Below are 24,483 nucleotides of genomic sequence, written 5' to 3' on the forward strand. Positions count from 1 at the left end.
GGGAGGGGGTGTGCCGGGGGGTGCCCGCCCGCAGCGTGCGGCGCAAACCCCGGGTGCGGATTTACGAGACAGAGCGTCGCACCGAGGACGGACACCCCCCCGGCGCGCCCCCGTCCCACCCACCGGACAGGTGGCGCTACACCAGCCACGCACCCACCGAAACGGGCCGCCGCAGGCATCAGGGGCGCGGGGAACTGCGCGCCAAGCCCCCCACCGGCCCGCGGTGAAGAACGAAACCGAACGCACCCCGGAAGGGGCGCGGGGAACTGCGCGCAAGCGGCGTCACCGGCACCCCCGGTGGCAAGAGGGCGCGGGGAACTGCGCACAGGGGCGTCACCGGCACCCCGGTGGCAAAGGGGGACGCGGGGAGCTGCGCACAAGCGGCGTCACCGGCACCCCGGTGACGACGGCGACCGCCGCGCCGAGAACCGCGTTCACGGTGCCGTGCCGGGGCTGAGCGCCGACAGCCACACCACCGACTCGTTGCCGCCGACCGGGACCTTGCCGCCCTTCCACGGCACCTCGAGCGGTTCCCGCTCGTCGGGCGGTGTCACCAGCAGGACCGCCGGTACGGCCGTGCGCGCCTCGCTGATCTCGGGGTTCGCGAACCGCAGCCCGGCCCAGGCGCTCCGCCCCGGCGCCAGTGTCACGGTCCGCACGGTCGTCCCGGGCTGCCGGCGCGGGTCCGGGCCGAGCTGCCGGCCGTCGGTGGTGGTGAACGCGGCGCCCGGGTAGCCGCGCACCGTGCAGGTGCGGGAGGAGGTGTTGGTGAGGACGACCGGGAAGTTCTCCTGGCCGGCGCCCGGGTCGACCCGGCCCACGGAGGCGGTCAGCTCGGAGGTGTGGCAGCGTGTCGTGGCGGGACGTCCCGAACCGGGCGCGCCGGCCGGGTCACGCGGGTTGCCGGATCCGCCGGGTCCCACGGTGTCGTCGCCGGGGACGCTCGCCGAGGGCGTGGTCCCCGGGGTGGTGACGGCGCCCGCGGGGCCCTGCGCGGTGACCGCCGGGTCCACGGTGTCCGCCGTACGCGTCGGGGGTGCGGCACTCCCCGCGGCATCGGACGTGCCGCCTCCTCCGCCGCCGCATGCCGTGAGCAGGAAGGACAGGGCGTACACGCTCACGATCGCGGTCGTCGCACGCTTCAAGTGAGACATACCGGACGACTGCCCCACCCGCCGCGGTCGAAGCATTCCGGGACGGGCGCACACGGGCTTCTCCTCGGGCGGAGTGCGCCCCGCTCGCGGCCCGCGCTCCGCCGGTGCGTGCGCCGGGCGTACACCCCGGAGCGCATCCCGGCGCGCGCCCCACGGCTCTCGTACGAGAGGAGGGACCGCCCGCGGTCCTATGCCTCCACCAACCCCAGCTCCGCCCAGATGGTCTTGCCCTCCGTGGTGTGCCGGCTGCCCCAGCGCTGGGTCAGCTGGGCGACCAGCAGCAGTCCCCGGCCGCCCTCGTCCCAGGTCTTCGCCCGGCGCAGGTGCGGCGCGGTGTGGCTGGTGTCGGACACCTCGCAGATCAATGTCGCCGAGTCGTGGATCAGCCGCAGCCGTATGGGCGGTGTGCCGTAACGGATGGCGTTGGTGACCAGCTCGCTGACCACGAGTTCCGCGGTGAAGGACGCCTCCGTCAGCCGCCATTCCCGCAGCTGGTCCACGACCTGTTTGCGGACGGGCCCGACGAGGGCGGGGTCGGCGGGGATGTCCCAGGTCGCCACACGGGACGGCGCCAGCCCCTGGGCGCGGGCCAGCAGCAGCGCCACGTCGTCGGCGGTGCCGCCGGGCGGCAGCAGGGCGTGCAGGATGCGGTCGCAGCTCTCCTCGAGGGAGTCGGCGGGCGCCTCCAGCGCCTCGCACAGCACCCGCAACCCGGCGTCGGCGTCCCCGCCGCGCGCCTCGATCAGACCGTCCGTGTAGAAGGCGAGCACGCTGCCCTCGCGCAGCTCCACCTCCGTGCACTCGAACGGCAGCCCGCCGACGCCGAGCGGGGGACCGGCGGGCACCGGCACCCGGTGCGGGGGGCCGTCCGGCGGGAGCACGACGGGCGGGGCGTGTCCGGCGCGGGCGATGGTGCAGCGCCGTGAGACGGGGTCGTAGACGGCGTACAGGCAGGTGGCGCCGACCTCGCCGGGGCTGCCCTGGTCCCCGGCCTCCTCCGACAGCCGGATCACCAGGTCGTCGAGGTGGGTGAGGAGTTCGTCGGGGGAGAGGTCGATGTCGGCGAGCGTGCGCACGGCGGTGCGCAGCCGGCCCATGGTGGCGGAGGCCTGGATGCCCTCGCCGATGACGTCCCCGACGACCATGGCGACCCGCAGTCCGGACAGCGGGATCACGTCGAACCAGTCGCCGCCGACGCTGGAGCGCGCCGCCGGCAGATAGCGGGACGCCGCCACCACGGCTGCCGTGCGCGGCAGGTTGCGGGGGAGCAGGCTGCGCTGGAGGGCGAGGGCGGTGTCGCGTTCGCGGGAGTAGCGGCGCGCGTTGTCGATGCACACGGCGGCCCGTGCGGTGACCTCCTCGGCGAGCAGTACGTCGTCCGGGGTGAACGGGTCCTGCCGCCGGTAGCGGGTGAGCACGGCCACGCCGAGCGTGGTGCCGCGGGCGCGGATCGGCACGGACATCGTGGTGTGCACGCCGAACTCCTGGGCGCGGGAGTGGCGCACCGGGTCCCACGCGAGCCACCGCTGCAGGCTGCCCGAACCGGCCGAGGCGATGACGGTACGGCCCTGCATGAGGGAGTCGGCCTGCGGGGAGGCCGCCGGGTAGGACTGCACCTCGCCGGGCTGGGCGGCGGCCTCGGGCGTGCCGGGGCTGACGGAGCGGTGGGCGACCCGGCGCAGACTGACCGGCGCGGTCGGCCGGGGCGGGGGCTCGCCGGTCTGGTCGGCCGCGTCGAGCAGGTCGACGCTGACGAGGTCGGCCAGCGCGGGCACGCACACGTCCGCCAGCTCCTGCGCCGTACGGGTCACGTCGAGGGTGGTGCCGATGCGCACGCTGGCCTCGTTGACGAGCTGGAGACGTTCCCGGGCCCGGTTGTTCTCGGTGATGTCGTGCGCGGCCAGGCACACGCCGTGCACCCGGCCCTCCCCGTCGGTCAGCGGAGCCATCCGGGCCAGCCAGGCGGTGGGCTCCTTGCCGGGCCCGGCACGCATGGACGTCTGCACGTCCTGCGGCAGGCCGGTGGTGAGCACCTCACGCAGCCGCCGTTCCAGCTCCTCGCTCTGCGGGCGGCCACCGATCTCGGAGAGTGTCAGGCCGCGCAGCCGTTCCGGGGGCAGCCCGAGGACCTCGGCCATCGCCCCGTTCATCCGGCGCAGCCGCAGCCGCCCGTCGTAGACCGCGACCGCGCAGGGCGCCTGCATCAGACCGGCGACGTCCGGCGGGTCGTCGGCGTCGGCGCCGTCGTCGGCGACCGGTGTGACGACGAGCCAGCGGGCGGGCCGGTCGCCGTCCTCCGCCAGCCGGTGGGCGAGCAGCCACACCGGCAGCGAGTGCCCGTCGCGGTGGCGCAGGGTGAGAGTGCCGTCCCAGCGGGGGCCGGCCGGGGCGACGCTCGTGTCGGCGGTGGCGAGCAGGCGGACGGCGGGCCGGCCCACGACCTCGTCCGGGGCCCAGCCGAGCAGGCGCTGCGCGCCGGAGTTCCAGCCGGTCAGGGTGCCGTTCTCGGAGATGACAGCCCGTGCCGTCGCGGCATCGTCGAACGGGTCGTCCGGGCTCATCTCGCCACTCCATCGCGCACACTCACCGTGAACAGATGTTGCACGTGCGTCCAGCGTAGTGCGTCGGCGTGTCCCGCGAACCGCGAACGCCCGCCGCGCCCCGCCGACGCGGGGCGCCCGCCTCGGCCGTGCGGCGCGGGCCGCCCGTCGGTGCCCGCCGTCCGGGTGAGCGGTGCCGGCCCGCCGGGTGCGTCCGGTGTCCCACCGCTCGGTGCGGTTCGTCCCGCCCGGCCTTCCGCGCCGTGGGCCTCTCGGGCTGTGCCCGGCCCCGGCCCGCTGCCGCTGCGTCGGCACGGACACATTCGGCCCAGTCCCGTCCGCACCGTTGACGGACCGTCACACCAGCCACAAGCATGTCCTGCGTCGCGTTTTGGGAGCGCTCCCATTCCGCTCCGGGAGCAGGGACGGGAGCGCTCCCGGTCCGAGCGGTCCCGCACACCCCGAGGAGCCCAGACGTGAGACGACGCAGAACCGCCCTGCTCTCCCTGACCGCCCTGCTGGCGGCGGCCGTCACGGCCCTGCCCGCCCAGCAGGCCGGCGCCGAGGAGATCGAGCAGGTCAGGAACGGCACCTTCGACGCCGGCACCGAGTCCTGGTGGGCCAGCAGCTATGTCACCGCCGCCGTCGACGACGGACGGCTGTGCGCCGACGTCCCCGGCGGCACCGCCAACCGCTGGGACGCCTCCGTCGGCCAGAACGACATCACCCTCACCCAGGGCGAGTCGTACCGCTTCTCCTTCTCCGCGTCCGGCGTGCCCGAGGGGCATGTCGTCCGGGCGCTGGTGGGGCTGCAGACGGAGCCGTACGACACCTGGTACGAGGCGACCCCGCTGCTCAGCGCGGACGGCGGCAGCTACAGCTACACCTTCACCTCGCCGGTCGACAGCGTCCAGGCCCAGGTCGTCTTCCAGGTCGGCGGATCGGCCGACCCCTGGCGGTTCTGCGTGGACGACGTGTCCCTGCTCGGCGGGGTGGCGCCGGAGCCGTACGAGCCGGACACCGGGCCGCGGGTCCGCGTCAACCAGGTCGCCTATCTGCCGTCCGGGCCGAAGAACGCCACCCTCGTCACCGACGCCACCCACCGGCTGCCCTGGCAGCTGAAGAACTCCCGCGGCGCCACCGTCGCGCACGGCTGGACCACGCCCCGCGGCACGGACGTCTCCTCCGGGCAGAACGTCCACTCCATCGACTTCGGCTCCTACCACGGCAAGGGCGAGGGCTTCACGCTGGTCGCCGACGGCGAGACCAGCCACCCCTTCGACATCGGCACCGCCGCCTACGAGAAGCTGCGGCTGGACGCCGTGAAGTACTACTACACGCAGCGCAGCGGCATCGCGATCCGCGAGGACCTGCGCCCCGGCTACGGCCGCGCCGCCGGACACGTCGACGTGGCGCCCAACCAGGGCGACGGCAGCGTGCCCTGCCGGCCGGGCGTGTGCGACTACCGGCTGGATGTCACCGGAGGCTGGTACGACGCCGGCGACCACGGCAAATACGTCGTCAACGGCGGCATCACCACCTGGGAGCTGCTGAGCACCTACGAGCGGGAGAAGCTGGCCCGCACCGGGCGCCCGGAGAAGCTGCGCGACGGCACCCTCGCCCTGCCCGAGAGCGGCAACAAGGTGCCGGACATCCTCGACGAGGCCCGCTGGGAGCTGGAGTTCCTGCTGAAGATGCAGGTCCCCGACGGGCGACCGCTGGCCGGCATGGCGCACCACAAGATCCACGACGAGCAGTGGACCGGCCTGCCGCTGCTGCCGAGCGCCGACCCGCAGAAGCGTGAACTGCACCCGCCGACCACCGCCGCCACCCTGAACCTTGCCGCGACCGCCGCGCAGGCGGCCCGCCTCTACAAGCCGTACGACCGCGCCTTCGCCGCCAAGGCCCTCGCCGCCGCACGCAAGGCATGGACCGCGGCCCTCGCCCACCCCGACATCCTCGCCGACCCGGCCGACGCCACCGGCGGCGGCGCCTACGACGACAAGGATGTACGGGACGAGTTCTACTGGGCGGCGGCCGAGCTGTATCTGACGACGGGGGAGAAGCAGTACGAGACCCATGTGCTGGCCTCGCCGCTGCACACCGCCGACATCTTCGGCGCCAAGGGCTTCGACTGGGCCCGCACCGCCGCCCCGGCCCGCCTCGACCTCGCCACCGTGCCGAGCCGGCTGCCCGGCCGGGACAAGGTGCGCCGGTCCGTCGTCCAGGCGGGCGACCGCTACCTCGCCACGCTGAAGGCACAGCCGTACGGCATGCCGTACGCGCCGGAGGACAACCTCTACGACTGGGGCTCCAACCACCAGGTCCTCAACAACGCGGTCGTCCTGGCCACCGCCTACGACATCACCGGCGCCGCCAAGTACCGCGACGGGGCCGTGCAGAGCATGGACTACGTCCTCGGCCGCAACGCCCTGAACATCTCCTACGTCACCGGCTACGGCGAGGTCAGCTCGCAGAACCAGCACAGCCGCTGGTACGCCCACCAGCTCGACCCGACCCTGCCGAACCCGCCCGCCGGCACGCTCGCCGGCGGACCCAACTCCAGCATCCAGGACCCGTACGCGCAGTCCAGACTGACCGGCTGCACCGGCCAGTTCTGCTACATCGACGACATCCAGTCCTGGTCGACGAACGAGACCGCGATCAACTGGAACGCGGCCCTCGCCCGCATCGCGTCCTTCGTGGCGGACCAGGGCAGGCCGTGACCGCGACCGTCCGGCCCGCGGGGGCGCGCCCGTCACGGCGCGTCCCCGTGCCGCCCTGGTGTCCGTCCGCCCGCCGGGGCGTGCCGCGTGACCCGCGTCACGGCGCACACGCGTCCGGGCCCCACCCCCGGTACCCTCGCACAGCCGTACTGATCAGGGCATATTTACGCACGAGTACCGCGGAGGTACCGTGGGGGCATGCCTGCTCTGAATGTGGAATTCAGTGAGCGCGAACTGGAGGACCTCCGGGCCATCGCCAAGGAGCGCGGTACGTCGATGAAGGCACTCGTGCGTGAGGCCGCCGCCGCGGACATCGCCCGGCACCGTGCCCTTCAGGAGGGCGCCGAGGCCTTCCGGCGGTTCTTCGCCGCCCACGCCGAGGAGTTCGCCGCCGCGTTCCCCGACGACGAACCGTCCGGCGCCCGTCACGCGGGGCGGGTCGGCTGACCGATGCCGCCCGTCGTCCACATCGACGTGCCCTGGCTGCTGCAACGCCACGAGGACGTCCTGCCCGAGCAGCCCACCATCAACGACTTCTCGGCCCTGGTCGCCGCGGTCGCCCGGCACCGCGTGGACCCGCCCCGGCTCGGCGTCGACTCCGACCCGGCCTGGCGTGCCGCCGCGCTGCTGCACACCCTCGCCGTGCTCAAGCCGCTGCCCTCGGCCAACGCCCGCTTCGCCTGCGCCACGGCCGTCGCGTACATGTACGTCAGCGGGGCGGGCATCGACCCGCCCTACGGCGCGCTCGTCGACCTCGCCCGCGATCTGATGTCCGGCAAGACCGACGTGTACGGTGCCGCCGACCGGCTGCGCTCCTGGCAGATCTGACCGCCGGCCCCTTTGGGCCGCCGGCCGAGGGCGGGAGGGATCAGGGCCGGCGGCCGTCTCGCGCGGGAGAGCCGCCGTCCCGCGCGGGGCCTCCGAGGAAGGGCCGCTGCCCAGTCCACTACGCGCCGCCGTACGGCGGGAGCGTGCGCGTCCGCCCGGCGTGTGCGCGGTATTCACACGGGGCGCATGAAGAAACGAATGCCCGTACGAACAAGTCTCCGTCGGGCGCGGATTTCTGACTTTCTGTCAATGGCGCGTAAGTCACCCGAGTGCCTTGTTGTGTACGAGTGGGGTGTGCGAGGCTGCGCATTCGCTGCGGGAGCCGTACACCCGGCGTCCGTACGCGCCTGAAGGTACGCACCGAAGGAATCCGCTCGTGCTCACCCCCCACTTTCCCTCTCCGCACCTCCCGCCGCCCGGCGGGGCCGCGGAGGAATCCGACGAGTCGCTCGCCGCGCGGATGAGAGGCGGGACGGACGACGAGGTCGCCCGGTCCTCCGCCCTGCTCTTCGCACGCCACTGGCAGCCCGTGCACAGCTACGCCGCCGACTGCCTCACCGTGTCCGAGGAGGCCGCCGCCATGGCCGCGGCAGCCGCCTTCCACCAGGTCTTCGACCGTCTCGGCCTCGGGGAGTCCGCCGCGGCGCTGCGGCCGAGGCTCCTCGTCACCGTGCGCGACACACTGCGCCGCTGGGCCGCCGACGAGCGCACCGCCGCCGCCCTCCCGGACGTCGCAGGCTTCGCCGGCGGGCGCGGCGCACGGGCCGCCGTGTACGAGACACCGGAAAACCGGCTTCTCACCGAAGAGGCATTTGCGGCCCTTCCCGATCCGTTCCGGTGCCTGTTGTGGCACACAGAGGTCGAAGCCGAACCGACAACGGTCCCCGCCGAACTCCTCGGCCTCGATCCGCATGTCGCCGAGGGCACATTCGAACAGGCCCGGGAGAAATTCCGCGAGGGCCTCGTCCGCGCCCACCGGGAACGCGCCCCGAACGACTCCTGCCGATTCCACAACCGGCTTCTCGACGTCCCCATACGACGGGGCGGCGCACTGCTTCCGGATGTGCGCCGGCATCTCGAGCAGTGCCGCTACTGCCGGGCCGCCGCCGAGCAACTCGGCCGCCTCGACGGCCGGCTGGGCGAACTGCTCGCCGAAGCCGTCCTCGGCCTCGGCGCCCACCGCTACCTCGACACCCGGCCCGGGCGCGGCCGGGCGCGCACCACCCGTGCCCGCCGCGCCGCCCGGCACCGCGGCGGCGGACCGCCCCCGGCGAGTGCCGGCAGCCGGCGCCTTCCGGCGCGCCGCTCCGCGCCGCACGGCCCGGGCGCCCCGCGCACCCTGCTCACCGGCGTCGGCCTCGCCTCCGCCTGCGTGCTCACCGTCCTCCTCGTCGCCAGGGCGTGGACGGGCGACGGCACCGGCGCCGACCCCGCCGCCTCCACCACCGTGACCGGCGGTGCAGGCACACAGAGCCCCACCGGCACCGCCGGACCCACCCTGCTGCGCAACGCCGGCACCGACCTGTGCCTCGCCGTCCCGGGCCGGGCCGCGGACGGCACGGCGGTCAGGTCGGCGGTGTGCTCCGGCGCACCCGCGCAGCGGTGGTCGTACGAGAGCGACGGACTGCTGCGCAGCGCGGCCGACCCGCGGCTGTGCCTCGACTCGCACGCCGACGCCGGTGTCGTCGTCCTCGGCCTGTGCGCGGACCGCGCCGACCCGCGCGCCGCCGACGTCCGCTACGACCTCACCCCGCGCGGTGAGCTGCTGCCCCGCTGGGACGGCCGCCTCGCCCTCGCGCCCACCACCGGGGACGACGGCGCCGACATCGTCGTCAAGGTCCGCGACGGCACGCCCGCGCAGCGCTGGCTCACCGAGGCGGCCGGCTGAGCCCGCCGCGCCGGACCCTCCGCCCGGCCCGTCACGCCCGCCCCGCCGCCGGGCGTCTCACGCCGGCCCGTCCTCCAGGTCCGACGCGGAGACCGTGGCGGGGCCGGCGTGCCCGGACAGGGCCAGCGTGAGGTCGAACTCGGCCAGCAGACAGCGGATGACGTGATCGACGCCCGCCTGCCCGTCCAGGGCCAGCCCGTACACGTACGGGCGGCCCAGCAGCACCGCCCGCGCGCCGAGCGCGAGCGCCTTGAAGACGTCCGCGCCGGTGCGGACGCCGCTGTCGAACAGCACCGTCAGCCGGTCCCCGGCGGCCTCCGCCACCCGCGGCAGCGCGTCCGCCGCGGCGACCGCGCCCGCCACCTGCCGGCCGCCGTGATTGGACACCACGACACCGTCCATGCCGGCGTCGGCGGCCCGCAACGCGTCGTCCGGGTGCAGGATGCCCTTCAGCACGATGGGCCCGTCCCACTGCTCCCGCAGCAGCGCCAGATCCGGCCATGTCTTGCCGGGGTCGGCGAACATGCCGACGAAATGCAGCACCGCCGCGTTCGGGTCCTCCTCGACCGACTTGGCCAGACCCGCACGGAACGCCGGGTCGGTGAAGTAGTTGGCCGTGCCGACCCCGTGCAGGAACGGCAGATACGCCTGGTCCAGATCGCGTGGCCGCCACGACAACAGCGGCGTGTCCAGGGTGACGACGAGCACCGAGTAGCCGCTCGCCCTGGCCCGGGCGAGGAAACTGCGCGCCACGTCCGGGTCCTTCGGCCAGTACAGCTGGAACCAGCGCTCGGCGTCCCCCATCGCCTCCGCCACCTGCTCCATCGGCGTGCTGGAGGCGGAGGACAGGATGTACGGCACCCCGCGCGCGGCGGCGGCCCGTGCGGCGGCCGGCTCCGCCTCCGGATGCATGATCGACAGCACGCCGACCGGGGCGAGCGCCAGCGGCGCGGGCAGTGCGCGGCCCAGCACCTCCACCGACAGATCGCGCTCCCGCACGTCCCGCAGCATGCGCGGTACGATCCGGCGGCGCTCCAGCGCGGCCCGGTTGGCCCGCTCGGTGCTGCCGTCGCCCGCGGCGCCCGCCACATAGCCGACCGGCCCCGGGCCCAGCCGTCGCTCCGTCAGCTCCTCCAGCCGCGTCAGGTCGGTGGGCAGCCGGGGCACGCCACCGGTCGTCCCGTTCAGGTAGATCTCGTACTGGAAGTCCGCCCAGTGTCCGGCCATGCCTGTGCGCCGCCTCTCCTCGTCGAGTCCGCACCGCACCATACCGACGAGTACGGGCGGCGGGTCAGGGACGTGCGGCGGCCTCGTCGAGAATCCGGGCGAGCGCCTCGGGCTGCGAGAACATCGGCCAGTGCCCGGTGTCCATCCGCACCAGCTCCCACGACGGGCCGCCGAGCAGCTTCGCCACGGCGGGCATCGGCTCCGGGCCGTCCAGCAGGCACTTGACGTAGGTGACGGGCAGCCCGGCCAGCGCTCCGGTCGGCGCGGCCGGCTCGGTGAGGGTGGCGCCCGGGTGGGGCACGGCGCCGGAGAGCAGCCGGGCGATCTGCTCGCCGGTGAGGCCCTGCCCGGCGAACTCCTCCGCGTCCGGCGGCGCCCACAGGCCGCCTTCCGCCGCGATCGCCGCCGCCACCTCGCCGGTGTCCCAGGCGCCCAGGAACGACTCCCCGGCCACGGGCACGCCCGCGTCGACGAACACCACCCGCCGCAGCCGCTCACCGAGCCGCTCGGCGGCCAGCCCCACGGGTATCCCCGAGTAGCTGTGCCCGACGAGGACGACCCCGCCCGGCCCGCACCGGTCCGCCTCCTCGATCACGTCCCGCACATGGGTCTCCAGATCGGCGGGCACCCCCCGCTTCTCCGCGAGCCCGGACAGTGTCAGCGGATGCACCTCGTGCCCGGCCGCACGCAGCACGTCCGCGGTCTCCCGCCACGCTTCCGCACCCAGCCAAGCCCCCGGAACCAGAACGATGTTCGTCATACGGGCACCGTACAGGGGACCCGAAGGGGGCGGGCAGGGGTTCGCGGAAGCGGGAAACGGAATGTTTCCGGACGATTAACGAACATATGTTTTTCGGCCGATCGGCCGGAGTCGCACCCCCGGCAAGGCCTTGTTGCGGCGTTGGAACGTTCGAATTCCGTGACTTCACGCCACTGATTCAATACGCAATGTTACTGAAACCCATGGGTTCGATGTGAGTTTCGGCGGCGGACTCGGCAGACTCGCGCTCGCCGCCGGGGCACCCACCGGAGCCCCGGCGACACCACCCGACATCGAGCGGAAGGATGCACACAATGCGGAACACCGCGCGCTGGGCAGCGACTCTCGGCCTGGCGGCCACCGCCGCCGGCTGGCCCCTCGCCCAAGCCGCCCAGGCAGCGCCCGCCTCCCTCTACGCCCCGTCGGCGCTGGTGCTGACCGTCGGTCACGGCGAGAGCACCGCGACGGCCGCACCGGCCCGTGCCGTGACCCTGTCCTGTATGCCGACGGCCACCGGCACCCACCCGGACCCGGCGGGCGCCTGCGCCGAACTGCGCGGCGTCCGGGGCGATCTGATGGCCCTGGAGGCGAGAAGCGACGTGATGTGCACCAAGGAGTACGACCCTGTGGTCGTCACCGTCGACGGCGTCTGGGAGGGCAAGCGCGTCTCCTACGAGCGCACCTTCGCCAACGGATGCGTGAAGAGCACCTACGGGGCAAGCCTCTTCGCGTTCTAGGACCGGGATCGCACGGCTCCCGTGACCGCCGCTGTCGGCTCGCAGATGGGGAGTGCGAGCCCGTTGAGCGGGCACTGTGCGATCTCGCGCCGGGGGCCGGCCGGGCGGAGTGGGGCCGCCTGTCCGACCCCCGGCAACACCGTCCCGCCCTCGAGGGCGGGCAGCTCGAAGGCGTCCGACGACGCACCGCCGCTCAAGGCGCGTCGTCGGGCGCCGGCTCTTTCGCGGCCCGGGGCTCACCGGGGCGGTCGGCCGCCTTCCGCGCGGTGCGGCGGTGGCTGGTGTCGCACCAGGGGTAGCGGCGACTGCGCCGGCAGGTGCACAGAGCGACCTGGAAGCGGTCGGACGAGACCACGGTGCCGTCCTCCAGCTCCACCTCCACCGGCCCTTCCACCAGGAACGGACCGGGTCGCTGGACGCGGATCCGGCACGGCGGACGCCCCTCGCCGGGGCGCGGCTCAGCAGGGACGTTCGGCACGGACGACCACCAGTTCCTCACGGTCCTCTCCGGGCGCCAGCAGCCCGCGCTCCCGCAGCCAGGCCGCCCGCTCCCGCAGGACCGGGCCGAAGCCGATGTGCCGCCGCCGCACCACCGAAGCCTTCAGTTCCGACTCGCGCAGCCGGTGCAGGGTGCGGTCCACGCCGCTGAGCGCCGACTGCACGAGCAGGACGACCCCGCCCGGCCGCAGCCGGCCCGGCGCCTCCCGGCAGATACGGTCCAGCAGGAGCCGCCCGTCACCGCCCGCGTCCCACGCCCGGGCCGGACCGGACGGCACGGATCTGGAGGGCGGGGCCGGCACGTACGGCGGATTGCTGATGATCAGGTCGAAGCTCTGCCCGTCCACCGGGGCGAACAGATCGCCCCGCCGGATCCGCACCGGCACGCGCGCGTGCAGCGCGTTGAGCCGGGCGGTGCACACCGCGCGCCGGGACACGTCCACCGCGGTGACCCGCGCACCGCGTCCGGCGGCCAGCAGCGCCAGAGCACCGCTGCCCGTGCAGAGATCCAACACCGAGGACCCCGGTTGGATCGGCTCGTCGTCCAGGGCACCGGCCAGCAGGTCGGTGTCGTCCTGAGGGGTGTACACGCCGGGGAGGACCAGAGAAGTCATGTGCGGACGAGTTCCCCCGGAATCATGAAATATGGGCATTCTGTTCGTCGAGGGGACCGCGCAGGGACGACTCACCTGACCGCCACGCCTCCAGGAGGTGCGCGGCGAGGAGGTCCTCGACATGACCGGTGGCGTCGATCCCGAACACCACATCGGCCTCCAACTCGGGTTCGTCCTCCAGCAGCCCGCCGATGACGTCCTTGCGGACGATCTGCTCGTGCACCGCGTCGGCCTCGACGTGCTCGTCGTAGAAGTGCTCCGCGGCCGGGCCTGCGCCCGTGCGGCGCATCGCCTCCGCCAGCCGCCGTGACCCGGGCGAGGACGTGATCTCCACCGCGGCGAAATGTCCCACCAGGGCACCCCGCAGCGCCCGGTGCAGCCCGAACAGGGACATCAGATTGACGACGGCGAGCATCGGGGCGGCCACTGCGTCCAGGTAGCGGCCGTACGTCGGGTCCAGGCCGAGATCGCTCATCAGGTCGGCGAACAGGCGCGCGTGGACGCGTTCGGGGCGTCCGCCGCCGTACTCGTCGAACTCGACCGCCGCCATCGCCGCCTTGGCGCGGCCGTGGAGCCGCGGAAGCACGAAGGCGTGCGGGTCGGCCTCCTTCAGGTGGTACAGGGAGCGCTGCGCCGCGTACTCGCGCAGCTGCCACAACTCGCCCTCGTCCCGCAGGAAGTGGCTGACGCCGGTGGCGTCCGCGGGCTCCGCGAGCAGGTCCTCCACCGCGCTCTCCACACCGGCGTGGACGGTGGTGCCGGCGCGCAGCGCCGACAGGAAGCGCTGTTCCAGCGCCGCTCTCGCGGCGAGGAGTCCGGGGTCCCATTCGAGACCGGCAAAGACCCCGGCGAAGCCGCGGTAGTGCAGTTCGTAGCAGAGGTACAGGGCGAGCTGCAGATCGTCGCCGTAAGGGTCGGCGTCGTCGGCTGCCCGAGGGGCCGGCGGGGGTGCCGTGCCGAGCAGGCAGGCCCTCACCGCGGCGGAGAGAGGGCCCCGGGCCTGGGGCAGCCGGGGGCCGGTGCGGTCGTGTTCCATGGGACGCCGGGTACCCGGCGCGGGCCCGGCCACGCGTCCGGGGGGGACCGGCAGGGGCGGGCCTGTGCGGCACGAAGGGCCGCCGTCTCCCTGCGGACGGCGGCCCTTGTCGCCCGGCGGGCGGGACCCTCGCGGGTCCGGGCCCGGCAGGCGGGCTCACATGTGGACGACCTGCGGCGCGTCGGCCGTCTGCTGCGGCACGCCCCGGCGGTGCAGGAGCAGCGCGATCACCGCGCCGACCGCGAAGAACCCGGCCGACCACCAGAAGGCGGTGGTGTAGCTCTCGATCGTCGCCTGGGCCTGCACGAGCTTGCTGGTGGCGTCCCGTCCGGCGAGGTAGTCCGTCGCGGCGCTCGCGGCGAGCGTGCTCAGCAGTGCCGTACCGACGGAGCCGCCGACCTGCTGCATGGCGTTGACCGTCGCGGAGGCGACACCCGCGTCCTCGGCGGCGACGCCGCCGGTGGCCATCTGCATCGCGGGCGGCATCACCAGGCCGAGGCCGACGCCGATGACGATCAGCTGCGGCAGCACGTCACCGAGGTAGGTCGAGCCGAGGCCGATGCCGGTCAGCCAGGCCATGCCGGCGGTGGCGACGGCGAAGCCGAGCGGGATGACGGTCTTCGCACCGAGGCGGGGGACCAGCACGGTGGTGCCGAGCTGGGCCATCACCATCAGCGCGCCGACCATCGGCAGGAACGCCACACCGGTCCTCGTCGGGCTGAAGCCGAGGTTCAGCTGGAGGTAGTAGGTGAGGAAGAGGAACACACCGAACATGCCGGCGCCGGTGATGAGCACCGTGAGGAACGCGGCGCCCCGGTCGCGGTCCAGCAGGATGCGCAGCGGCAGCAGCGGGTGCGCGGCCCTGCTCTGCCACCAGGCGAACACCACCAGCAGCAGGCCGCCCGCGACGAGGAAGCCCCAGGTCTGCGCGGAGTCCCAGTCGTGGGTCTCGGCGTTGGAGAAGCCGTAGACGACGGAGAACAGACCGGCCGCGACCAGGATCGTGCCGGGCACGTCCAGCTTGGAGCCGGCGGCGTCGCGGTGGCTGCCGAGCAGTGTCCAGCCGCCGGCGAAGGCCACGACCGCGATGAGCACGTTGACGTAGAGCGTCCAGCGCCAGTCGAACGCGTCGGTGAGCAGACCGCCGAGCAGCAGGCCCACCGCGCCGCCCGCGCCGGCGATCGCGCCGTACACGCTGAAGGCGCGGGCCTTCTCGCGGGCGTCGGTGAACGTGGTGTTCAGCAGGGACAGGGCGGCCGGGGCGAGCAGCGCGCCGAAGACGCCCTGGAGGGCGCGGGCGACGACGAGCATGCCGAAGCCGGTGGCGGCGCCGCCGAGCGCGGAGGCCGCGGCGAAGCCGGCGACGCCGACGAGGAAGGCGGGCTTGCGGCCGAAGAGGTCGGCGAGCCGTCCGCCGAGCAGCAGCAGGGAGGCGAACGCCAGCGCGTACGCGGTGACCACCCACTGCCGGTTGCCGTCGGAGAAGCCGAGGTCGGCCTGGGCCGAGGGCAGGGCGATGTTCACGATGGTGGCGTCCAGCACCACCATCAGCTGGGCGACGGCGATCACGGCGAGGATCCACCAGCGGCGGGGCGAGCCCTCTGCCGTGGTCTCGGCGGCGCCCTGGCGGGCGTCGTCGCTCAGTGTCTTGTTCGGCATCGGGAACCACTCCAGGGAAGTGTCCGGGACGTGACGGATAGGTAAACGAAACGGTTTCGTACGCCTCGATGTCCTGATGCTACGGCCCTGTGAGCGAAACGGCAACGTTTCGCTTGTGTGGTGTGGATCTCCCGCGACGGAGCAGACCGGCGCGGCATCGGGCAGCACTCCCGGCGGAACGGGAACCGAGCCCCGGCGGTACGGGCACCGAGCCCGGGCGGAACGGGCACCGAGCCCGGGCGGAACGGGCCGAGACCCGGCAGTACGGGCACCGAGCCCGGGCGGAACGGGAAGCGAGCCCCGGCAGTACGGGAACCGAGCCCGGGCGGAACGGGCCGGGACCCGGCGGAACGGGCCGGCCCCCGTCAGGCGAGCTGCCTGCGCACCAGCTCGTGCAGCCGGCCCGAGGGGTCCGCGAGCAGCTCGGCCGGCGGGCCCTGCTGGACGACACGGCCGTCGTCCATGACGACGACCCGGTCGGCGTCCAGCACCGTCGACAGCCGGTGCGCTATCACGATCCGCGTCGCCCGGAGCGCCTTCGTCGACTCCATGACCGTGCGCTGCGTCTCGTTGTCCAGGGCACTCGTCGCCTCGTCGAAGAAGAGGACGCGCGGCCTGCGGATCAACGCCTGCGCGATCATCAGCCGCTGCCGCTGACCGCCGGAGATCGCCCCGTTGCCGCCGACGAGGGTGTGCAGCCCCATCGGCATCCGCCGGATGTCCTCGCCGAGGCCCGCCATCTCCGCCGCCGCCATCGCCTCCTCCGGCGTGTACGGCTCGGTGCCGCAGATCACGTCGAGGATCGAACCGCTGAACGGCTGCGCGTGCTGCAACACCACCCCGCACTGCCGCCGCACCGCCGACACGTCCAGCGCCGCCAGATCCTGCCCGTCGTACAGCACACTCCCCGACAGCGGCCGGTCGAAGCCGATCAGCAGCCGCAGCAGCGTCGACTTGCCGCAGCCGCTCGGCCCGACGACCGCCACGAACTCGCCCGGCCGCACCTCGAAGGACACGTCGTCCAGAACGAGCGGCCCGTCGTCGGAGTACCGGAACGACAGCCGCCGCGCCTCGATCGCTCCCGACAGCGGGCCCGGCCGTGTACTTCCCGAGCGGACCTCCGGCGCCGCGTGCAGCACCGGCTTGATCTCCTCGTACAGCGGCAGCGCCGCCACCGCCGACACGAACGCGCCGGTCAGCTGCGCCACCGACGTCATCACCATCGTCACCGCCGTGCTGAAGGTGAGGAAGTCCCCCGCCGACAGCGTGCCCCGCGCGGGTCCCGCCAGCAGCATGAACATCACCAGCGTGCACACCGGCAGATACACCGCGCCCAGCACCGTGTTCAGGTTCTTGATCCGGCCCAGCCTCTGCTGGAGCTCCCGGCTGCGCGCGAACTGCGCCGCCCACGCCGCATACGCGTAGTTCTCGGCCGCCGCCACCCGCAGCTTCGGCAGCCCGCGCAGCGTCTGGAACGCCTGGTTGTTCAGCTTGTTGGTGAGCGTCACCAGCCGCCGCTGCCAACGCACCTGCCACAGCCCCAGCGCCAGGAACACCCCCGCGATCACCACGAGCATCCCCAGCGCGGCCATCGCCAGCGGCACGCTGTACCACAGCAGCAGCACCAGGTTCATCGCCCCGACGGTCACCGACTGCGCCACCGTCGGACCCACACCCGCGAGCAGCCGCCGCATCGCACTGACACCCATCGCGGCCCCGGCCAGCTCACCCGTGGACCGCCCGGTGAAGAAACCCGTCGGCAGCCGCAGCAGCCGGTCCCACACCGCGGGTTGCAGCGTCGCCTCGATCCGGCCCTCCAGCCGCAGGATCGTCAGGTTCTGCAACAGCGTGAACGCCGCCGCCACCACGCTCCCGGCGATCACCGCCAGGCACACCTGCGCGATCGGCCCGGACCGCGCCGCCGGCACATACTCGCCGAGCACCTTGCCCGTCGCGACCGGCACCAGCGCACCGATCGCCACCGTCACCAGCCCCGCCACCACCAGCCACGCCACATCCGCGCCCGTGCCGCGCAGCGTGAACCGCAGCAACCCCAGCGGACCGAGCCGCCGGTCGGGCAGAGGCCGGTAGAACATCACCGCGCGCGCCTCGAACTCCCCGGCGTTCGCCTCCTCCACAGGCGTCTCCCGGCCGGTCGCCGGATGCACCGCGACATAGCCGCCGCGCCGCCACAGCAACGCCACCGGCGCCCCCGACAGCGAGCGCTGCCCGACCAGCGGCCCGGCGTTCTCCCGCCACCACCGCCCGGACAGCCGTACCGTCCGGGTGCGCACCCGGGAGGCGAGCGCGATCCGCTCCACCGGGTCCAGCCGGTCCCCGCCCGTGCCCTGCTGCGCCGGCTCGGCCGGCGTGATCCCGGCCGCCGCCGCCACGATCCGGCACGCCGCGTACGTCGCGTCCGCGTCCGCGGCGGTCACCCGCTTCCGCGACGACCTGCCGATCGACGCCAGCAGCGTCCGGTCCGCCCGCGCCCGCACCGCCTCACCGGCCCGGATGCCCTCGGCCGTACGGGTCTCGTGGGCGCGCTCCAGCTGCTCGATCCACCGCTCCAGCGTCGCCAGCAGCCGCCACTGCTGGTCGACCATGCCCTGCCACACCGCCGGGTCCATCAGCAGATCGGCCGCCGCCTCCGCCCCGTACAGCGAGCCGTACTGCACACTGCCCGCCGGCACCCGCATCCACAGCACGTCGTCATCGGTCGGCTCGGCCGCGCCCTGCGACGCCATCGGCGCCTGGAACAGCACCGACAGGCCCCGGCCGACACCCAGCGCGAGGGCGTGCTCCAGCGGGCTCGACGCCGGCGGAACAGGCGGACGGCCGTACTCGTCGTACGCCCACGTCTGCGCCGGCGCGGGCCGGTACAGCTCACGCAGCCCGATCCGGTGCACCACACAGTCCCGCACCGGCCGCGCCACCAGCGTGTACGCCGCACCCGCCACCGGGCCCAGCAGCAGCGTCCCCGCCTCCAGCCGGCCCAGATGATGCCAGTGCCCCCGCCCCTCCGCGTCCACCGCGAACAGGTCCAGCGCCCCGCGCACCACCAGCCACAGCACCTGCGGCCCCTCCAGGTCCAGCCGGGTCAGCCCCGCACAGTCGTACGGCGTGCCGGACTGCCCGAGCGCCTCGAGGACCGGGTCGCCCGCGTCGACGGACGTCATCTCACCGCTCCCTGACCAGCGCCGCGTACGCGCCGCCCCGCCGCACCAGCTCCTCGTGCCGCCCGCGCTCGACGATCCGCCCGTGCCGCAGCACCACGATCTCGTCGCTGTCGCGGACCGTGCTCAGCCGGTGCGCGATCACCACACAGGCGCAGCCGCGCCGCCGCAGGTTGTCCATCACCACCAGCTCGGTCTCCGCGTCCAGCGCGCTCGTCACCTCGTCCAGCACCAGCACGCTCGGCCGCCGCACCAAGGCGCGCGCGATCTCCAGCCGCTGCCGTTGCCCGCCGGAGAAGTTCCGCCCGTCCTGCTCCACCCGGCTGTGGATGCCGCCCGGCCGGCGCATCACCACCTCGTACAGCGCCGCGTCCCGCAACGCCTCCACCACGGCCTCGTCCGGGATCGACGGGTCCCACAGCGCCACGTTGTCCCGCACGGTGCCCTCGAACAGGAACACGTCCTGGTCGACGAAGGACACCGACGCGGCGAGCGCCCCGCGCGGAATGTCCTCCAGCCGCCGCCCGTCGATCCGGATCACGCCCTCCCACGGCGTGTACAGGCCCGCGATCAGCCGCGACACCGTGGACTTGCCGCTGCCCGAACCACCCACCAGCGCCACCTGCCGGCCCGGCCCGACGCTCAGGTCGAAACCCGACAGCAGGGGCTCGTCCAGCGGGCTGTACCCGAAGGAGACGTTCTCCAGCTCCACATGCCCGCTCAGCCGGCGTGTCGCGCCGGCACCGCCGCGCCGCTCGTACACCGGGTCCGCGCGGAAGTTCTCCACGTCCTTCAGCCGGGCCACGTCCGCCGCGAAGTCCTGGATCCGGCCCGCCACCCCGTTCAGCCGGGTCAGGGGCGTGGTGAACCGCGTCACCAGCGCCTGGAACGCCACCAGCAGACCCACCGAGATGTGCCCCTCGATCGCCCGCAGACCGCCGATCCACAGGATCAGCGCACTGTTCAGCGTCGCCAGCGTCGGCGCCACCACACTCAGCCAGGCGCTCGGCACCCCCAGCCGCTGCTGCTCCTCCAGCGTGACCGCGTGCTGTCCCGCCCACTTGCGGAAATGGCCGTCCTCACCGCCGGTCGCCTTCATCGTCTCGATCAGCTGAAGACCCGTGTACGCGGTGTCGGTGAGCCGGGCGCTGTCCGCGCGCAGCTTCGCCGTCCGTGTCGCCCGCAGCCGTACGACGACCCGCATCGCGACCAGGTTCAGCAGCGCCACCCCGATCCCGACGAACGTCAGCTGCGGGTCGTAGGTGTACAGCAGCAGGGCGTACAGCACGACGACCACCGCGTCCACGCCCGCCGCCGCCAGGTCCCGCGCGAGGGTCTCGGCGACCTGGTCGTTGGACTGGAGCCGCTGCACCAGATCGGCCGGGCTGCGCTGCGCGAAGAACGTCACCGGCAGCCGCAGCAGATGCCTCAGGAACCGCGCGCTGGACAGCGTGGAGGAGACGATCCGGCCGTGATGCAGATTCGCCTGCTGCAACCAGGTCAGCGCCGCCGCCAGCAGCACGCACACCGCCATCGCCGCGAACAGCACCCCGAGCAGCGACGTCTGACCGCCGATCAGGAACATGTCGATATAGGTACGGCTCAGCGCGGGCACCGCCGCGCCCACCAGCACCAGCAGCAGACTCGCCAGCACCGCCGCCGGCAGGGTGCCCGCGGTGCCGCGCAGCCGGGCCGGCATCGCACCCCACACACCCGGCCTGCGCCCGCCCCTGGTGAAGCCCTCGCCGGGCTCCATCACCAGCACGACACCGGTGAAGCTGCCGTCGAACTCCTCCAGCGGGACGAACCGGCGCCCCTTCGCGGGGTCGTTGACGAACACACCGCGCCGTCCGAACCGGCGGCCCATGCCGTCGTAGACGACGTAGTGATTGAACTCCCAGAACAGGATCGCCGGCGCCGCTAGCTCTGCCAGCGCCGCCAGATCCATCTGCATGCCCTTGGCGGTCAGGCCGTGACTCCGCGCGGCCTTCAGCAGGTTGGAGGCGCGCGAGCCGTCACGTGAGACACCGCACGCGATACGCAGCTCCTCCAACGGCACATGACGGCCGTGATGGCCGAGCACCATCGCCAGGGAGGCGGCACCGCACTCGACGGCCTCCATCTGCAACACGGTCGGCGTGCGCACGGTCCTGGTGCGTGGCTTCGGCACGGACCGCGCGGGCGGGGCGGCACGGCGGCGGCCCCGGGAGCGCTGCGCGGTGCTCACGGCAGCAGCCAGTCGACGGGACGCCGGTCGGCCAGCCGGATCGCACCGGTGGCCAGGGTCATCGACGTCAGGGGATACGGGGGCCCGCCCGCCGACGACCAGCGGTAGCCGCTTCTCGCCGCGGGGGAGGCGTCCAGACGCACCGTCACGGCCACCGGTCGCCCTTTCTTCGTGAACTGCTCACCCAGCTGGGCGTCGCCGAGGAACGCGGCGATCTGCCGCGCCGACTGCGGGACGCGGTCCACCGACAGCACATGGCCACGCAGCACGCCGAACCGCTCGGCCGGAACCGTCTGCACGGTCAGGTCGACGGGCGCGTGCGCGGGGATCCGCGCGGCGTTCTCCGCGGGGACGTACACCGTCGCGACCAGCGGGGCGTTCGCGCGGGACACCTTCTCCACGGCGGCGATGTCCGCGCCGGTGGACACGATCTGGCCGAGCGCGACGGCGAGCACGGTGACACGGCCCGCGGCGACCGTGCGGACCACGGTCTCGCCCTGCGCCGTACGCACCCTCAGCACCGGCGCGTCCGCGGGCAGCGTCTTCCCCTGCTTCGCCAGTACGGCCGTCACCTGGCCGGCGGCGGGGCTCTGCAGGATGTAGCTGCCCTCGCCGTGCGTGAGGATCGCGGGCGCGCTGACCGTGGAGGCCACCGAACCCGTCACCGCCCATACGGAGGCGGCAGCCGTGACGACCACTGTGACGATCAGCACGAACCAGCCCTGCGGACGGGCGAGACGTACAGGGATGTCCAGTTCGTCGGGAGTCTGAAGCTTGGCGAGGGCCTGTCGGCGGAACTGCAAGGGAACTTCCCTCACCTTGAAGGAGTTGAACAGCGCGACGGAGTCCCGGGGTCATGCGCCGGCCCCGGGACTCCGCGAGTCACCGCGAGAGAACAGGTGCGATCAGAGACCGGCGACCAGGTTGGTGACCGGGGCCGTGTTCAGGCCGGTGACACCCTCGACGGTGCCGACGACCGTGTCGACCAGGCCGGCGACCGGGGCGACACCGCTCAGGGCACCGGTCACGGTGTTCACGGCGTTGACGGACAGACCGCCGGAGACGGCGTCCAGCTCGGCGTCGGAGATCTCGGCGGTCTGGACCTGGGGGGTGGAGTTCATGACGGAACTTCCCTTCCTATGGACTGACACAAGGGGGGCCGCGGGGCGTCGTCGACCGGGCCCCGCGGTGCGATGGATCAAAGCACGCACCCGGCGCGCCCTTCCACTCAAACAGGCCTCTCACCAGGGAACTTGATGTCCACGACCGGCCAACCGTGCAGGCGCGCGCACGCGGTGTCGGCCGCTTCTTCACATGCGGCACGCCATCGGCACGCCCCCTCCTGAAGCGCCCGAGCGGCGAACCGGACACACCGCGCACAAGGCGTGATGCGCCCACGGTGGTTGTGCAGATCCGTCATCGGCGGTGCCCCCCGTGGGCAGTCGCTGTGCAGATTCCCTGAAGCCGGGATTCCGGATGATGCGCGTGACGGAAAGCGTCCATACGGCTCCGGAGCGTGCCGGCCCGGTCGGCTTCCGGGCCCGGGGCCGGCGGGGGAGCGGGCGAGGTTCTCGGCCACGATCCCCCCGGCCTGACTCATGGTCACCGCCTTGGAGGGACTGGTTCCCGACGGCGCCCCGGCCGGCCCGCGCCCTGGCCGAATCGCCCGCCCCGCAGCGCCGGTTGAGAACCGGAGTTGAACATTTCGCGGGGCCGCTCCGTACCTCCAGCCATCCAGGCGCCGCTGAACCAAAGCTGCCGACCGGCAGCAAGACCCCGTCCCCCAGGAGGTCGAGAAGTTTGAGTCACAAGCGAATCCCGAAGCGCAAGGCCGCGACAGCAGCGGGCGTGGTGGCGGCGCTCGGCGCGGCGGCGCTCCTGCTGCCGAACGCCAATGCCTCCCAGGACGGCGCGTCCGACGCCTCCGCCGCCCCGAAGACGCTGAAGTCCGGCGACGCCTCGGAGCTTGCCGCCCAGCTGTCGAAGCTGCTCGGCGACGCCTTCGCCGGCTCCTACTACGACGCCGACAAGCAGCAGCTCGTCGTCAATGTGGTGCCGGGTGACAACAACAACGTCGTCGTCCAGGCCAAGAAGGCGGGCGCGGTCGTGCGCGAGGTCGACAACAGCCTCGCCGAACTGGCGGCCGGGGCGAAGACCCTGCGGACCAAGGCCGCCGTCCCCGGCACCGCCTGGGCCGTCGACCCGCGCACCAACAAGATCCTCGTGACCGCCGACTCCACCGTCACCGGCCAGAAGTGGAACAGACTCGAGTCGACCGTACGCGGACTCGGCTCCGGCATGGCGACCCTGCGGAAGTCCGCGGGCACCTTCAAGACCTTCGTCTCCGGCGGTGACGCCATCTTCGGCGGCGGCGCGCGCTGCTCCCTCGGCTTCAACGTCACCGCCTCCGACGGAGCGCCCGCCTTCCTGACGGCCGGTCACTGCGGCGTCGCCGCGAAGCAGTGGTCCGACGCGCAGAACGGGCAGCCCGTCGCCACCGTCGACCAGGCGGTCTTCCCCGGCAACGGCGACTTCGCGCTCGTCAAGTACGACGACCCGGCCACGCAGGCGCCGAGCGACGTCAACATCGGCGGCGGCCGGACCGTGCAGATCAGCCGGGCCGCCGAGGCCACCGTCGGCCAGCAGGTCTTCCGCATGGGCAGCACGACCGGCCTGCACGACGGGCGGGTCCTCGGACTCGACGCCACCGTCAACTATCCCGAGGGCACCGTCACGGGCCTCATCCAGACCGACGTGTGTGCCGAGCCCGGCGACAGCGGCGGCTCCCTCTTCACCCGGGACGGCCTCGCCGTCGGTCTCACCTCCGGCGGCAGCGGTGACTGCACGGCCGGCGGCGTGACGTTCTTCCAGCCGGTGACCACGGCCCTCCGGGCGACGGGAGCCACGCTCGGCGCGGGCGGCGGTCAGGGCGCCGGACAGGAGCAGGGCGTGGGCCAGGAAGAGGGAGCGGGTCAGGACCACGCCGGTGAGCAGGCGGGCGGCGACGGCGCCGGTGCGGGGGACGCCGGTGACCGGTCCGGTGCGGGCGCGGGTGCCGGCAGGCACGGGAACGGCGCCTCCAGGGGGCACTCGGGGCTGACCAGCACGCACTGACCGACGTATCGACGGGGCGGGCCGATGACCGGTTCTCGCCGGTCATCGGGCCCGGCGCGCGGTGCCCGCCGACCCGGCAGGGCGCCCGCACGGCACGGCCCTCCGCCCACGCCGGTCCGGCCCCACCCGGACCCGGCACCGCCGGTTCCGCCCCACCTGGATCCGGCCCGCACCGGACCGGCCCCACCACGGTCCGGAGCCACACGGCGCGGTGATCGTCCGACCCCGACCCGGCCCGTCCCCTTCCACCTGTCTCTTATAACCACCTCCGAGCCCACGAGACTACGCTGCATCTCGTA

18 protein-coding genes are annotated in these 24,483 nt (G+C 73.5%); 6 read left to right on the forward strand and 12 right to left on the reverse strand.

The features are described from left to right. Positions 1-434: 434 nt before the first annotated feature. Together MTQ10_RS10160 and MTQ10_RS10165 are read right to left on the reverse strand one after the other, a co-directional pair. The gene (locus tag MTQ10_RS10160; RefSeq protein ID WP_282612012.1) at positions 435-1,154 is read right to left on the reverse strand and encodes a DUF4232 domain-containing protein; all 720 of its coding nucleotides are present in this window, start codon (positions 1,152-1,154) and stop codon (positions 435-437) included. A gap of 188 nt (positions 1,155-1,342) precedes the next feature. Then, positions 1,343-3,715: a SpoIIE family protein phosphatase gene (locus MTQ10_RS10165; protein ID WP_247464942.1), complete on the reverse strand. Its 2,373-nt coding sequence runs from the start codon at positions 3,713-3,715 to the stop codon at positions 1,343-1,345. 455 nt (positions 3,716-4,170) lie between these two features. On the opposite strand from MTQ10_RS10165, the gene MTQ10_RS10170 reads away from it, so the two are divergent. The 4 genes from MTQ10_RS10170 to MTQ10_RS10185 all read left to right on the forward strand — a co-directional run bounded on the left by MTQ10_RS10170 (position 4,171) and on the right by MTQ10_RS10185 (position 9,136). Further along, positions 4,171-6,420, forward strand: a complete 2,250-nt coding sequence (locus MTQ10_RS10170; RefSeq protein ID WP_247464945.1) for a glycoside hydrolase family 9 protein — start codon at positions 4,171-4,173, stop codon at positions 6,418-6,420. A gap of 198 nt (positions 6,421-6,618) precedes the next feature. After that, positions 6,619-6,867, forward strand: coding sequence for a hypothetical protein (locus tag MTQ10_RS10175; protein WP_247464948.1), 249 nt, complete (start codon positions 6,619-6,621; stop codon positions 6,865-6,867). 3 nt (positions 6,868-6,870) lie between these two features. Further along, a complete protein-coding gene (locus MTQ10_RS10180) occupies positions 6,871-7,248 on the forward strand; it encodes a toxin Doc (RefSeq protein WP_247464951.1) in 378 nt (125 codons plus the stop codon). Between the two features lie 376 nt (positions 7,249-7,624). Beyond that, a complete protein-coding gene (locus MTQ10_RS10185) occupies positions 7,625-9,136 on the forward strand; it encodes a ricin-type beta-trefoil lectin domain protein (protein ID WP_247464953.1) in 1,512 nt (503 codons plus the stop codon). 57 nt (positions 9,137-9,193) lie between these two features. On the opposite strand, the gene MTQ10_RS10190 is transcribed toward MTQ10_RS10185, so the two are convergent. Continuing rightward, a complete protein-coding gene (locus MTQ10_RS10190; RefSeq protein ID WP_247464955.1) occupies positions 9,194-10,363 on the reverse strand; it encodes a lactate 2-monooxygenase in 1,170 nt (389 codons plus the stop codon). A 64-nt stretch (positions 10,364-10,427) separates the two neighbouring features. Next, a complete protein-coding gene (locus tag MTQ10_RS10195; protein ID WP_247464959.1) occupies positions 10,428-11,123 on the reverse strand; it encodes an alpha/beta fold hydrolase in 696 nt (231 codons plus the stop codon). A gap of 314 nt (positions 11,124-11,437) precedes the next feature. Here MTQ10_RS10195 and MTQ10_RS10200 point away from each other — a divergent pair, with 314 nt between their 5' ends. Beyond that, the gene (locus MTQ10_RS10200; RefSeq protein WP_247464961.1) at positions 11,438-11,860 is read left to right on the forward strand and encodes a subtilase-type protease inhibitor; all 423 of its coding nucleotides are present in this window, start codon (positions 11,438-11,440) and stop codon (positions 11,858-11,860) included. A 193-nt stretch (positions 11,861-12,053) separates the two neighbouring features. Here MTQ10_RS10200 and MTQ10_RS10205 read toward each other — a convergent pair whose 3' ends face one another. The 8 genes from MTQ10_RS10205 to MTQ10_RS10240 form a co-directional block, all read right to left on the reverse strand. Beyond that, positions 12,054-12,338, reverse strand: coding sequence for a CDGSH iron-sulfur domain-containing protein (locus tag MTQ10_RS10205; RefSeq protein WP_247464963.1), 285 nt, complete (start codon positions 12,336-12,338; stop codon positions 12,054-12,056). Next, the gene (locus MTQ10_RS10210) at positions 12,319-12,972 is read right to left on the reverse strand and encodes a HemK2/MTQ2 family protein methyltransferase (protein WP_247464965.1); all 654 of its coding nucleotides are present in this window, start codon (positions 12,970-12,972) and stop codon (positions 12,319-12,321) included. Before MTQ10_RS10210 ends, MTQ10_RS10205 begins: the two co-directional genes overlap by 20 nt. A gap of 22 nt (positions 12,973-12,994) precedes the next feature. Further along, a complete protein-coding gene (locus MTQ10_RS10215) occupies positions 12,995-14,008 on the reverse strand; it encodes an iron-containing redox enzyme family protein (protein WP_247464968.1) in 1,014 nt (337 codons plus the stop codon). A 156-nt stretch (positions 14,009-14,164) separates the two neighbouring features. Beyond that, positions 14,165-15,667, reverse strand: coding sequence for an MFS transporter (locus MTQ10_RS10220; RefSeq protein WP_247464971.1), 1,503 nt, complete (start codon positions 15,665-15,667; stop codon positions 14,165-14,167). A 365-nt stretch (positions 15,668-16,032) separates the two neighbouring features. Continuing rightward, positions 16,033-18,846: an NHLP bacteriocin export ABC transporter permease/ATPase subunit gene (locus MTQ10_RS10225; protein ID WP_247464974.1), complete on the reverse strand. Its 2,814-nt coding sequence runs from the start codon at positions 18,844-18,846 to the stop codon at positions 16,033-16,035. A gap of 1 nt (position 18,847) precedes the next feature. Then, positions 18,848-21,070 carry an NHLP family bacteriocin export ABC transporter peptidase/permease/ATPase subunit gene (locus MTQ10_RS10230; RefSeq protein WP_247464977.1) on the reverse strand — a complete coding sequence of 741 codons (2,223 nt, stop codon included), beginning with the start codon at positions 21,068-21,070 and terminating at the stop codon, positions 18,848-18,850. Then, a complete protein-coding gene (locus MTQ10_RS10235; protein WP_247464980.1) occupies positions 21,067-21,873 on the reverse strand; it encodes an HlyD family efflux transporter periplasmic adaptor subunit in 807 nt (268 codons plus the stop codon). The genes MTQ10_RS10230 and MTQ10_RS10235 overlap by 4 nt, the downstream gene beginning before the upstream one ends. Positions 21,874-21,975: 102 nt before the next feature. Continuing rightward, a complete protein-coding gene (locus tag MTQ10_RS10240) occupies positions 21,976-22,191 on the reverse strand; it encodes a type A2 lantipeptide (RefSeq protein ID WP_247464983.1) in 216 nt (71 codons plus the stop codon). A gap of 679 nt (positions 22,192-22,870) precedes the next feature. On the opposite strand from MTQ10_RS10240, the gene MTQ10_RS10245 reads away from it, so the two are divergent. Next, positions 22,871-24,184 (forward strand): S1 family peptidase, encoded by a 1,314-nt coding sequence (locus MTQ10_RS10245; RefSeq protein ID WP_247464986.1) that lies wholly within the window; start codon positions 22,871-22,873, stop codon positions 24,182-24,184. The last annotated feature ends 299 nt before the right edge of the window (positions 24,185-24,483 follow it).

Origin of the sequence: Streptomyces sp. XM83C, from assembly GCF_023072675.1 — a bacterium.
GTDB classification, from domain to species: Bacteria; Actinomycetota; Actinomycetes; order Streptomycetales; family Streptomycetaceae; genus Streptomyces; species Streptomyces thermocoprophilus.